Below are 11,604 nucleotides of genomic sequence, written 5' to 3'. Positions count from 1 at the left end.
GACCACGCGCCGCTCGCCGCGCTGCCCGCCCGCGCGCGCAGCGCCCCGCTGTCCTTCCGCCCCACCCGGCTCCCGGCCGCGCCCGCGTACGTCCCCGAGGGGCTGCTCACCCGCCGCACCGTGGGCCTGTTCAACGAACTCTGGTACCGCAGGGCGCCCCGCGCGCGCCGCGGCGAACTCCAGCGGCTGTCCGCCTTCTTCCACCCCCTCGACGGCGTCCCGCACTGGAACCGTGTCTACGGCCGCGGCGGCTTCGTGCAGTACCAGTTCGTCGTCGGACACGGCCGGGAGGAGACCCTGCGCCGGATCGTGGGCCGCATCGCGCGCCGCCGCTGCCCGTCCTTCCTCGCCGTCCTCAAACGGTTCGGGGACGCCGACCCCGGCTGGCTCTCCTTCCCCGTGCCCGGCTGGACGCTCGCCCTGGACATCCCGGCGAACCTGCCCGGCCTCGGCGCCTTCCTCGACGAACTCGACGCGGAGGTCGCCGCCGCCGGCGGACGCGTCTACCTCGCCAAGGACTCCCGGCTGCGCCCCGACCTGCTCACCGCGATGTACCCGCGGCTGGACGACTTCCGCGCGCTGCGCGCGGAGCTGGACCCCCGCGGGGTGTTCGTGTCCGACCTGGCGCGCCGGCTCACCCTCTAGACCCACCGTCCGAGAAGCACCTCCAGAACCCCAGGAGCAGTCGTGAAGGACGCCTTCGGCCTCCCCCAGTCCCTTCTCGTCCTAGGAGGCACGTCCGAGATCGCGCTCGCCACCGCGCGCCGTCTGATCGCCCGCCGCACCCGCACGGTCTGGCTCGCCGGACGCCCCACACCCGCCCTGGAGTCGGCCGCCGCGGACCTGCGCGCCCTCGGCGCCGACGTGCGCACCGTCGCCTTCGACGCCCTGGACCCCGAGTCGCACGAGAGCGCGCTCGGCAAGGTGTTCGCGGAGGGCGACATCGATCTGGTGCTGCTGGCCTTCGGTGTCCTCGGCGACCAGGCCCGCGACGAACGCGACCCGGTGGCCGCCGTGCGCGTCGCGCAGACCAACTACACGGGCGCGGTGTCGGCGGGCCTGGTCGCCGCCCGCGCACTCCAGTCACAGGGCCACGGCTCCCTGGTCGTGCTGTCCTCGGTGGCCGCCGAGCGGGCCCGCCGCGCCAACTTCATCTACGGCTCCAGCAAGGCCGGCCTGGACGCCTTCGCGCAGGGGCTGGGCGACGCGCTGCACGGGACGGGCGTCCACGTCATGGTCGTACGCCCCGGCTTCGTGCGGACGAGGATGACCGCCGGGCTGGAGGAGGCGCCGCTGGCGACCACCCCCGAGGAGGTCGCGGCGGCCGTCGAACTGGGGCTGCGGCGCCGCTCGGAGACGGTGTGGGTGCCAGGGGTGCTGCGCGTGGTGATGTCCGGGCTGCGGCATCTGCCGCGCGGGCTGTTCCGCAGGCTGCCGGTGTAGGGCCGGGCCCGCTCGGCTCAGTGGGCGGGGAGGGAGCCGCGGTCCAGGTGGGCGGCCTGCGGGGGCACGACCGGGCCGCCGAAGGCGTACTCGTGGAGCTTGCGCCAGATGCCGTCGGGGCCCTGCTCGTACAGGGCGAAGCCGGTGCAGGACCACTCGGCCCGGTAGTCGGCGAGGTCCTCGTACGCGCGGTCCATCGCCGCCTCGTCGATGCCGTGCGCCACCGTGACGTGCGGGTGGTAGGGGAACTGGAGGTCGCGGGCGACCGGCCCGGAGGCGTCACGGACCTGCTTCTGCAGCCAGGCGCAGGCCGAGGCGCCCTCGACCACCTGCACGTACACCACCGGCGACAGGGGCCGGAAGGTGCCGGTACCGGACAGCCGCATCGGGAACGGGCGGCCGGCCTCGGCCACCGCGGACAGGTGCGCCTCGACGGCAGGCAGGACGCCGGCGTCGATCTCGGTCGGCGGCAGCAGCGTGACGTGCGTGGGGATGCCATGGGCCGCGGCGTCGCCGAAGCCCGCGCGCCGCTCCTGGAGCAGGCTGCCGTGGGGCTCCGGGACCGCGATCGACACACCGATCGTTACGGTCCCCACGTCGTCTCCTTCGTCGCGTCGGATGTGCCGGGCACCGGCCCGGTGCCGGTTCGTGCCCGGCCGTACGGCTTTCGTACTCAGTCGTACGGCTATCGACTGTACGGCCACGGCCGCCCTGGGGGCAGGCGCTGCGGAAGTGATGTGCAGCGCTCTGCCCCTGGACCGTGTGTGCGGTGGTGCGCCCTCGGTACCGGTTCGGTGCCCGGCTCAGTGCTTGGCGGGCAGGAAGCCCACCCGCTCGTACGTCCGGGACAGGGTCTCCGCGGCCACGGCGCGGGCCTTCTCCGCGCCCTTGGCCAGGATCGAGTCGAGCGTCTCCGGGTCGTCCAGGTACTGCTGGGTACGGTCCCGGAAGGGCGTGACGAAGTCGACGACGACCTCGGCGAGGTCCGTCTTGAGGGCCCCGTACAGCTTGCCCTCGTACTGCCGCTCCAGCTCCGCGACGCTGGTGCCGGTGAGCGTCGAGTAGATGCCGAGGAGGTTGCTCACGCCCGGCTTGTTCTCGGCGTCGTAGCGGATGACGGTGTCGGTGTCGGTGACCGCGCTCTTGACCTTCTTCGCGCTGACCTTCGGCTCGTCGAGCAGGTTGATGAGCCCCTTCGGCGTGGACGCCGACTTGCTCATCTTGATCGACGGCTCCTGAAGGTCGTAGATCTTGCCCGTCTCCTTGAGGATGTACGGCTTCGGGATCGTGAAGGTCTCGCCGAAGCGGCCGTTGAAGCGCTCGGCGAGGTCGCGGGTCAGCTCGATGTGCTGCCGCTGGTCCTCGCCGACCGGCACCTCGTCGGCCTGGTACAGCAGGATGTCCGCGACCTGGAGGATGGGGTACGTGAACAGGCCGACCGAGGCGCGGTCGGCGCCCTGGCGGGCCGACTTGTCCTTGAACTGGGTCATGCGGGAGGCCTCGCCGAAGCCGGTGAGGCAGTTCATGACCCAGGCGAGCTGGGCGTGCTCGGGAACATGACTCTGCACGAAGAGCGTGCACCGGTCCGGGTCGAGCCCCGCCGCGAGCAGCTGCGCGACGGCCAGCCGGGTGTTGGCGGACAGCTCCTTCGGGTCCTGCGGAACCGTGATCGCGTGCAGGTCGACGACCATGTAGAACGCGTCGTGGGACTCCTGGAGGGCCACCCACTGACGGACGGCGCCGAGGTAGTTGCCGAGGTGGAACGAGCCTGCGGTGGGCTGGATTCCGGAGAGCACGCGGGGACGGTCTGAGGCCATGTCCATCATTGTCTCAGAGCGCGGGGACCGCCCGGAACGGGTCCCGGGCAGCCGTGCGGGGCTGCCCGGGGTGCCGATGTCAGCCGAGGTCGATCTCCGGGTACAGCGGGAAGCCCGCGACCAGGTCGCTCGCGCGGCGGGAGATCTCGTCGGAGACCTTCGCGTCCAGGACGTGGGAGGCCTTCGAGGGGGCGCCCGACTTCGTGGTGCCCGGCTCCGCGGTGGTCAGGACGCGGTCGATGAGGGCCGCGACCTCGTCCATCTCGGCCGTGCCGAGGCCGCGCGTGGTCAGCGCCGGGGTGCCGATGCGGATGCCGGAGGTGTACCAGGCGCCGTTCGGGTCGGCGGGGATGGCGTTGCGGTTGGTGACGATGCCCGAGTCGAGGAGGGCCGTCTCGGCCTGGCGGCCGGTGAGGCCGTACGACGTGGCGACGTCGATCAGGTTTAGGTGGTTGTCGGTGCCGCCGGTGACGAGGGTCGCGCCGCGCCGCATCAGGCCGTCCGCCAGCGCGCGGGAGTTGTCGACGATGCGCTGGGCGTAGTCCTGGAACGCGGGCTGCCGCGCCTCGGCGAGAGCGACGGCCTTGGCCGCCATGACGTGCGGGAGCGGGCCGCCGAGGACCATCGGGCAGCCGCGGTCGACCTGGTCCTTGAGGGAGTCGTCGCACAGGACCATGCCGCCGCGCGGGCCGCGCAGCGACTTGTGGGTGGTCGTCGTGACGATCTGGGCGTGCGGGACCGGGTCGAAGTCGCCGGTCAGCACCTTGCCCGCGACGAGGCCCGCGAAGTGCGCCATGTCGACCATCAGGGTCGCGCCCACCTCGTCGGCGATCTCCCGCATGATCCGGAAGTTCACCAGGCGGGGGTACGCGGAGTAGCCGGCCACGATGATGAGCGGCTTGAACTCGCGGGCGGACGTGCGCAGCGCCTCGTAGTCGATCAGGCCCGTCGCCGGGTCCGTCCCGTAGGAGCGCTGGTCGAACATCTTGCCGGAGATGTTCGGGCGGAAACCGTGGGTGAGGTGGCCGCCGGCGTCCAGGGACATGCCGAGCATGCGCTGGTTGCCGAAGGCCCGGCGCAGTTCCGCCCAGTCGGCCTCGGAGAGGTCGTTGACCTGGCGGACGCCGGTCTTCTCCAGGAAGGGGGCTTCCACCCGGTCGGCGAGGACGGCCCAGAAGGCGACCAGGTTGGCGTCGATGCCGGAGTGCGGCTGGACGTAGGCGTGACGGGCGCCGAAGAGTTCGCGGGCGTGCTCGGCGGCGAGGGACTCGACGGTGTCGACGTTGCGGCAGCCGGCGTAGAAGCGGCGGCCGACGGTGCCCTCGGCGTACTTGTCGCTGAACCAGTTGCCCATCGCGAGGAGGGTGGCCGGGGAGGCGTAGTTCTCGGAGGCGATCAGCTTGAGCATCTCGCGCTGGTCGGCGACCTCCTGGCCGATCGCGTCGGCGACGCGCGGCTCGACGGCGCGGATCACGTCGAGGGCGGCGCGGAAGGCGGTGGACTCGGTGGAGAGGGGCTGCTGCTCTGACATGACGTCGGCCTCCGGGTGGCGTGGCGTGCAAGCGGTCACGGTCTCGGTCTGGCCCAGGCGCACGGCACTCGGTCACTCCAGGCCGCTCCCCGATGGTCCGTCCCATCCCAGCGCGCCAGTCACGGCCTGCCCGCCAGCCTACCGGGGTGACCGGCCTGCGAAGACGCCACGTCCACCATGCGAGCGACGGCCCGGGGGGTCCTGCTCGGTCACGGCAACACCCGGCACAGTGCGTTCAGGGCTCCTGCCCAGGCGTGGTCGGGTGGGGTGCCGTAACCGACGACCAGGGCGTCCAGGGGGACCGTGCGGGCCGATTCGTGGCGGAAGCGGGAGAGGCCGTGCAGGGCCAGGCCCTGCCAGGCCGCGGCCTGGATCACCGGCTGTTCGGTGCCGGGCGGGAGGCCGACCACGGCGTGCAGGCCGGCCGCGATGCCCGTCACGTGGGTGTCGGGGGCGTGTTCGGCCAGGGCCGTGACCAGGGCGTCGCGGCGGCGGCGGTAGCGCAGGCGGGCCGAGCGGACGTGGCGGTCGTAGGCGCCGCAGGTGAGGAACTCGGCCAGGGTCAGCTGGTCCAGTACGCCGCAGGTGTCGATGCCGCCCTTGGCGACGGCGGCCTGCTCGGCGAGGCCCGGCGGGAGTACGGCCCAGCCGAGCCGCAGGGCGGGCGCGAGGGACTTGCTGGCGGTGCCCAGGTGGACGACGTGGTCGGGGTCGAGGCCCTGGAGGGCGCCCACGGGCTGGCGGTCGTAGCGGAACTCGCCGTCGTAGTCGTCCTCCAGAACCAGTCCGCCGGTGCGGCGCGCCCAGTCCAGGACGGCCGCGCGCCGGTCGCGGTGCAGGGGGACGCCCATCGGGAACTGGTGGGCGGGCGTGAGGAGGACGGCTCCGGCGTCGCCGAGCCCGTCGGGGTCGGTGCCGAGGTGGTCGAAGGGCAGCGGGACGGTCCGCAGTCCGGCCGCCGTGAGCTGCTTCTCGTGCTCGTCGAGGCCGTACGACTCGACGGCGACCGTGTGGACCCCGCGGGCGCGCAAAGCCTTGCCGAGCACCTGGAGTCCGTGTGCGAACCCGGCGACGACGAGGACGCGTCCGGGGTCCGTGCGGACGCCGCGGGCGCGGGCGAGGTAGCCGGCGAGGGCGGTGCGCAGTTCGACGCGGCCACGCGGATCGCCGTAGCCGAGGGCGTCGTTGGGGGCGGCGGTGAGGGCGCGGCGGGCGGCCCTGAGCCATTCGGCGCGCGGGAAGGAGGCCAGGTCGGGGCTGCCGGGGCGCAGGTCGTAGGCCGGGCGGTGGCGTTCCCTGGGCGCCCGTGCCGTGCCGGCCGGCGGGAGCACCACCCGGTCGGCCACCCGTGTGCCGGAGCCCTGTCGTGCGGTCAGCCAGCCCTCGGCGACCAGGTCGGCGTAGGCCTCGGCGACGGTGTTGCGGGCGACGCCGAGGTCGGCGGCGAGGGTGCGGGAGGAGGGCAGCCGGGTGCCGGGGGCCAGCCGGCCGCCGCGGACGGCCTCGCGCAGGGCGTCGGTCAGGCCGCGCCGCACGCCCGGACCGGTCGGTTCGAGGTGCAGGTCGACACCCAGAGTGGCCCACGATTTCGCCATGGAAATGGACCATACCCGTGGGCAGCCTCGCTCCTAGGGTCGAAGCCATGGAGATCGACAGCATGGAGATCGACGACATGGAGATCGGCGACATGACGAACGCGAACGACGGCACTGCGACCGTGGAGTACGCCCCCGAGCACACGCCCCGGCTGGCCTGGACCGAGCTGGCGCCCGAGGTCTACAAGGCGATGGTCCGGCTGGACGCCGCCGCCCGGAAGGGCCTCGACGCGAAGCTGCTGGAACTGGTGAAGGTCCGCGCCTCGCAGATCAACCGCTGCGCGCTCTGCGTGGACATGCACAGCAAGGACGCCCTCGCGGCCGGGGAGAGCGTCGAGCGGATCGTGCAGCTCAGCGCCTGGGAGGAGTCCGGGCACTTCTACACGGAGAAGGAGCTCGCGGCGCTGGCGCTCACGGAGGCGGTGACGGTTCTGACGGACGGTTTCGTGCCGGACTCGGTGTACGAGCGGGCCGCCAAGCACTTCGAGGAGGCGGAGCTGGCGCAGCTGATCGCCGCGATCACGGTGATCAACGCGTGGAACCGGTTCGGCGTGACCTGCCGGCTGGTGCCGGGGCACTACCGGCCGGGGCAGCACCGGTGACCGTCCGCAGGACCGGGGCACGCACGGCCGGTGTCCGTGACGCGTCGGCGGGGAGCACGTCGTGGTGACCAAGGCCGAGACCTTCCGCGCCCTGCACCGCGGGCGGCTCCCCGACGACCCGCTGGTCCTGCCGGGGCCGTGGGACGCGGCGAGCGCCCGCGCCCTCGCCGACGCCGGCTTCCCCGCGCTGGCGATCCCGAGCGCCGGGGTCACCGCCTCGCTCGGTTACGCGGACGGGGAGACACCGGCGGAGGAGATGTTCGCGGCGGTCGCCCGGATCGCCCGCGCCGTGGACGTACCGGTGTCCGCGGACGTCGAGGACGGCTACGGCCTGCCGCCGAAGGAACTGGTCGAACGGCTGCTGGAGGCGGGTGCGGTGGGCTGCAACCTGGAGGACTCTCACAGGAACTCGGGCAGCCACTCCGACGGGGTCGGCCTCAAGGACGCGCACGCGCACGCCGACCGGCTCGCCGAGGTGCGGTCGGCCGCCGCCGACCAGCTCTTCGTGAACGCCCGGATCGACACCTTCCTGCGCGGCGAGTCCGACCCGGCCCGGACCATCGAACGGGCCGCGCTGTACGTCGAGGCGGGCGCCGACTGCGTGTATCCGATCGGCGCCCCCGTCGCCGTACTGCCGCTGCTGCGGTCCGGGACGCGGGTGCCGGTCAATGTGTTCGCGCGGATCGGCGAGGGCCCCTCGCCCGCCGAACTCGGCGAACTCGGGGCCAGTCGGGTCACGTTCGGGCCCGGGTTGCAGCGGCGGGCGACGGCGGCGGTCACGGAGATCGCCGCGCTCCTGCGCTGACCCGGTCCGGGACGAGGGCGTCTAGGACAGCCACGCGCGCCAGGTGGACTCGTGGCTGTCCACCCACTTCTTCGCCGCCTGCTCGGGCGTGAGCTTCTGGTCGGCGATCAGCAGGGACACCATGTTCTGGTCCTCCGTGGTCCACCGGAACTTCTTCAGGAAGGCCGCCGCCCTGCCGCCGGTCCGCGCGAAGTCCGCGTTGAGGTACTTCTGCAACGGGGTCTGCGGATAGCCGCAGGCGACCTTCTCCGGGTCGGCGTCGCAGCCGTCCTTGTACGCGGGCAGCTTCACCTCGGTCATCGGGACCTTCTCGAACAGCCACTGCGGGGAGTACCAGTAGGTCAGGAAGGGCTTCTTCTCCTGGGCGAAGCGGCGGATCTGGGTGATCTGCGCGGCCTCGGAGCCGGCGAAGACGACCTGGTAGTCCAGGTCCAGGTTCTCCACCAGGGCCTTGTCGTTGGTGACGTACGACGGGGAGCCGTCCATCAGCTGGCCCTTGCCGCCGCTCTCCGGGGTGCGGAACCGCTCGGCGTACTTGTCGAGGTTCTTCCAGTCGGTGACGTCGGGGTGGGCCTCGGCGAAGTACGTGGGGACGTACCAGCCGATGTGCCCGGTGACGCCGAGGTCGCCGCCGCGCGCGATGGTCTTCTTGTCGTCGACGTAGCGCCGCTCCTGGTCGGGGTGGCCCCAGTCCTCCAGGAGCGCGTCGACGCGGCCCTGGCTGAGGGCGTCCCAGGCGGGCACCTCGTCGATCTGGACGGTGTCGACGCGGTAGCCGAGTTCGTGTTCCAGGAGGTACTGGGCGACGGCCACGTTGGCCTGTGCGCCCACCCAGGACTGGACGGACAGGGTCACCGTCCTGGCGCCCCTGGCGTTGGCGAAGGGCGAGGCCTGCTGCGTCATGTCGGCGGCGCCGCAGCCGGTCAGCAGGAGCAGGCCCGCCGCAGCGGCGGCCGTGGTCGTACGGAGTCGCATGTCAGGCTCCCTTCTGCGCGCGCCGGACGGCCGGCTGGGTCACGCGGTCGAGCATCAGGCCGAGGCAGACGATCGCGGCGCCGGCCACCAGGCCGGTCGCGAGGTCGCCCTGGGCGAGGCCGAAGACGGCGTCGTAGCCGAGGGCGCCGCCGCCGACCAGGCCGCCGATGATGACGACGCCGAGGACGAGGACGACGCCCTGGTTGAGGGCGAGCAGCAGCGCGGGCCGGGCCAGCGGGAGCTGGACCTGGCGCAGTTGCTGGCCGCCGGTCGCGCCGAGCGAGCGGGCGGACTCCAGGGCGGCCGGGTCGACCTGGCGCAGGCCCTGGGTGGTGATGCGGACGACGGCGGGCAGCGCGTAGACGACGGCCGCGGCGACGGCGGGTGCGCGGCCGACCCCGAACAGGGCGACGACCGGGATCAGGTACACGAACTGCGGCATCGTCTGGAAGACGTCCAGGACGGGGCGCAGCAGCCGTTCGACGCGGTCGCTGCGGGCCGCCGCGACGCCGGTCGCGAAGCCCAGCACGAGAGTGACGGCGACCGCCGCGAGGACCTGCGACAACGTGTCGAGCGACGGCTCCCACACGCCGAGGACACCGATCGCGGTCATGGCGAGGACGGCGGTCAGCGCGGTGCGCCAGGTACCGGTCAGCCAGGCGAGCGCGGCGACCAGCAGCAGCACCGACCACCAGGGCAGCCCCTGGAGGCCGTCGCGGACCGGGTCCAGGACCCAGGTGGTGAAGCGGCCCGCCCAGTCGGCGGTGCCGCCGACGACGGGCACGCCCGAGTAGAGGTGGTCGGTCATCCAGTCGACGACACGGTTGACCGGTTCGGCGACGGCGACCGTCCACGCGTCCGGCCAGTCGGGCCGCCCTGCCAGCCGTGCGGCGACGGCGAGGGCCGCGACGGCGGCGAGCAGCGCGTACGTGGTGAGCGGCGCGTACGTGGTGAGGCGGCCGTGGGCCGTCTCGGTGCCGCGTCCGGCGGCCGCCGTCACCCGGTCCAGGACGACCGCGAGCAGCACGATGGGGATGCCCGCGGCGAGGGCCGCGCCCACGTCGACCGAGGCCAGCGCCTGGTAGACGCGGTCCCCGAGACCGCCGCCGCCGATGACCGACGCGATGACCGCCATCGACAGCGCCATCATGATCGTCTGGTTGAGGCCGAGGAGGAGTTCCCTGCGGGCCAGCGGGAGGCGGGCGCTCAGCAGGCGCTGGCGGGCGGTGGCGCCGAGGGACTCGACCGCCTCCAGGACCTCCTTGTCGGCGCCGCGCAGACCGAGCGAGGTGAGGCGGGCCATCGGCGGGGCGGCGTACACGACGGTGGCCAGGACGGCCGCCGGGACGCCGATGCCGAAGACCAGGACGACGGGGAGCAGGTAGGCGAAGGCGGGCAGCACCTGCATGGTGTCCAGGACCGGGCGCAGGGCGCGGTCCATCCGGTCGGACAGGCCGGCGGCGAGCCCCAGCAGCGCGCCCGTGACGACGGACGCGAGGACCGCGACGGCCATGAGGGCGAGGGTCTGCATGGTCGGCACCCACATGCCGAGCAGACCGCAGGCCAGGAACGCGGCGGCGGTGCCGAGGGCGAGCCGTACGCCCGCCGTGCGCCAGGCGACGAACGCGCCCAGCGCGGTGACGCCGGCCCAGCCCGCGGCCAGCAGGAACAGGTAGACGGCGCGTACGCAGAGGACGACGCCGTTGCTGATGTGGCCGAAGAAGTAGAGGAAGAGGGGGTGGCTGTCCCGGTTGTCGATGATCCAGTCGCTGACGCGGGTCAGCGGGTCGGTCAGGTCGACGGTGAGGGCGGCGGGCCAGGTGCCACTGTGCCAGCGGGCGTGGGCGAGGGGGGCGAGGACCGCCGCCACGACGGCGAGGAGGAGGAGTTTGTGGAGGGCCCGGTGCTTCAGGACGCCGGGGAGGGCGACCCGGAGGGCCGGTGCGGTGGCCGTCGCCATCAGACCGCCTCCTTACGCGGTTCCGCCCCCGTGGCGGCACCGGGTGCCGTCCCCGCCACGACCCCCAGCAGGGCGGCCGGGTCGACCACTCCCAGGCAACGGCCCCGGTCCATCACCCGGGCCGGGGTGCCGGCGCGGGCGACGGCTTCGATGGCCTCGGAGACGGTGGCGTCGGGGGCGACGGCCGGACCGTGGCCCGCTTCCGCCGCGGTCGCGGCGCGCATGGCCGTGCGGACGGTGAGGACCTGCTCGCGGGGCACGTCACGCACGAACTCGCGGACGTAGTCGTCGGCGGGCGAGCCGACGATCTCCTGCGGGGTGCCGAGCTGGACGACACGGCCGTCGCGCATCAGGGCGATGCGGTCGCCGAGCTTGAGCGCCTCGCTCAGGTCGTGCGTGATGAAGACCATCGTGCGGCCCTCCTCGCGGTGCAGGCGGATGACCTCCTCCTGCATGTCCCGCCGGATCAGCGGGTCGAGCGCGCTGAACGGCTCGTCGAAGAGGAGGACTTCCGGGTCGACCGCCAACGCCCGCGCCAGGCCCACCCGTTGGCGCTGGCCGCCGGAGAGCTGGCCCGGCCTGCGGTGCTCCATGCCCTCCAGGCCGACCTTGGCGACGACCTCGCGGGCCCGCTCGCGGCGCTCGGCCTTGCCGACGCCCTGGATCTCCAGGCCGTAGGCCACGTTGTCGAGGACCGTGCGGTGCGGGAGGAGGCCGAAGTGCTGGAAGACCATCGCGGCGCGGTGGCGGCGGAGTTCACGCAGACGAGTGCGGTCCATCGCGCGGACGTCCTCGCCGTCCACGGCGATGGCGCCGGCCGTCGGTTCGATCAGCCGGGTCAGACAGCGCACGAGGGTGGACTTGCCGGAGCCGGAC

At 73.3% G+C, this 11,604-nt stretch carries 11 protein-coding genes and 1 riboswitch; of the genes, 4 read left to right on the top strand and 7 right to left on the bottom strand.

The window, feature by feature from the left end; all coding sequences use genetic code 11:
* Both BZL64_RS28330 and dprE2 read left to right on the top strand, forming a co-directional pair.
* The coding region (locus tag BZL64_RS28330) for a D-arabinono-1,4-lactone oxidase (protein WP_279634618.1) at nt 1-645 on the top strand (645 nt) is incomplete at its 5' end.
* Between the two features lie 42 nt (nt 646-687).
* Nucleotides 688-1,443, top strand: coding sequence for a decaprenylphospho-beta-D-erythro-pentofuranosid-2-ulose 2-reductase (dprE2, locus tag BZL64_RS28325; protein ID WP_086772012.1), 756 nt, complete (start codon nt 688-690; stop codon nt 1,441-1,443).
* Nucleotides 1,444-1,460: 17 nt separating this feature from the next.
* Here dprE2 and BZL64_RS28320 read toward each other — a convergent pair whose 3' ends face one another.
* The 4 genes from BZL64_RS28320 to pdxR form a co-directional block, all read right to left on the bottom strand.
* Nucleotides 1,461-2,039 (bottom strand): 2'-5' RNA ligase family protein, encoded by a 579-nt coding sequence (locus BZL64_RS28320; protein WP_086772011.1) that lies wholly within the window; start codon nt 2,037-2,039, stop codon nt 1,461-1,463.
* 207 nt (nt 2,040-2,246) lie between these two features.
* On the bottom strand, nt 2,247-3,260 hold the full coding sequence (trpS, locus tag BZL64_RS28315) for a tryptophan--tRNA ligase (RefSeq protein WP_086772016.1): 1,014 nt from the start codon (nt 3,258-3,260) through the stop codon (nt 2,247-2,249).
* Between the two features lie 79 nt (nt 3,261-3,339).
* On the bottom strand, nt 3,340-4,791 hold the full coding sequence (locus BZL64_RS28310) for a glycine hydroxymethyltransferase (protein ID WP_086772015.1): 1,452 nt from the start codon (nt 4,789-4,791) through the stop codon (nt 3,340-3,342).
* 44 nt (nt 4,792-4,835) lie between these two features.
* A riboswitch (ZMP/ZTP riboswitch) is annotated at nt 4,836-4,924 on the bottom strand.
* A gap of 76 nt (nt 4,925-5,000) precedes the next feature.
* Nucleotides 5,001-6,386, bottom strand: coding sequence for a MocR-like pyridoxine biosynthesis transcription factor PdxR (pdxR, locus tag BZL64_RS28305; protein ID WP_086772010.1), 1,386 nt, complete (start codon nt 6,384-6,386; stop codon nt 5,001-5,003).
* Between the two features lie 92 nt (nt 6,387-6,478).
* Between pdxR and BZL64_RS28300 the strand changes: the two genes are divergently transcribed.
* Nucleotides 6,479-6,988, top strand: coding sequence for a carboxymuconolactone decarboxylase family protein (locus BZL64_RS28300; protein ID WP_086772014.1), 510 nt, complete (start codon nt 6,479-6,481; stop codon nt 6,986-6,988).
* A gap of 64 nt (nt 6,989-7,052) precedes the next feature.
* Nucleotides 7,053-7,793, top strand: coding sequence for an isocitrate lyase/PEP mutase family protein (locus BZL64_RS28295; RefSeq protein WP_086772013.1), 741 nt, complete (start codon nt 7,053-7,055; stop codon nt 7,791-7,793).
* Nucleotides 7,794-7,814: 21 nt separating this feature from the next.
* Here BZL64_RS28295 and BZL64_RS28290 read toward each other — a convergent pair whose 3' ends face one another.
* The 3 genes from BZL64_RS28290 to BZL64_RS28280 form a co-directional block, all read right to left on the bottom strand.
* Complete coding sequence (locus tag BZL64_RS28290; RefSeq protein WP_086772009.1) at nt 7,815-8,768, bottom strand: ABC transporter substrate-binding protein; 954 nt, start codon at nt 8,766-8,768, stop codon at nt 7,815-7,817.
* 1 nt (nt 8,769) lies between these two features.
* Complete coding sequence (locus BZL64_RS28285) at nt 8,770-10,728, bottom strand: ABC transporter permease (protein ID WP_086772008.1); 1,959 nt, start codon at nt 10,726-10,728, stop codon at nt 8,770-8,772.
* Nucleotides 10,728-11,604 (bottom strand): betaine/proline/choline family ABC transporter ATP-binding protein (locus BZL64_RS28280; protein ID WP_086772007.1); only part of this gene is annotated, 877 nt, incomplete at its 5' end. The genes BZL64_RS28280 and BZL64_RS28285, both read right to left, overlap by 1 nt.

The sequence above is a fragment of the Streptomyces bobili genome, assembly GCF_002154575.1.
GTDB lineage: Bacteria > Actinomycetota > Actinomycetes > Streptomycetales > Streptomycetaceae > Streptomyces > Streptomyces bobili.
The sequence above is the reverse complement of the archived record's forward strand: the minus strand, read 5'-3'. Positions and strand labels throughout refer to the sequence as shown.

What these genes read in the sequence shown, in the direction of transcription:
- BZL64_RS28285 (WP_086772008.1), bottom strand. Translation starts at nt 10,728, where the DNA reads ATGGCGACGGCCACCGCACCGGCCCTCCGGGTCGCCCTCCCCGGCGTC.
- BZL64_RS28300 (WP_086772014.1), top strand. Translation starts at nt 6,479, where the DNA reads ATGACGAACGCGAACGACGGCACTGCGACCGTGGAGTACGCCCCCGAG.
- pdxR (WP_086772010.1), bottom strand. Translation starts at nt 6,386, where the DNA reads ATGGCGAAATCGTGGGCCACTCTGGGTGTCGACCTGCACCTCGAACCG.
- BZL64_RS28310 (WP_086772015.1), bottom strand. Translation starts at nt 4,791, where the DNA reads ATGTCAGAGCAGCAGCCCCTCTCCACCGAGTCCACCGCCTTCCGCGCC.
- BZL64_RS28290 (WP_086772009.1), bottom strand. Translation starts at nt 8,768, where the DNA reads ATGCGACTCCGTACGACCACGGCCGCCGCTGCGGCGGGCCTGCTCCTG.
- trpS (WP_086772016.1), bottom strand. Translation starts at nt 3,260, where the DNA reads ATGGCCTCAGACCGTCCCCGCGTGCTCTCCGGAATCCAGCCCACCGCA.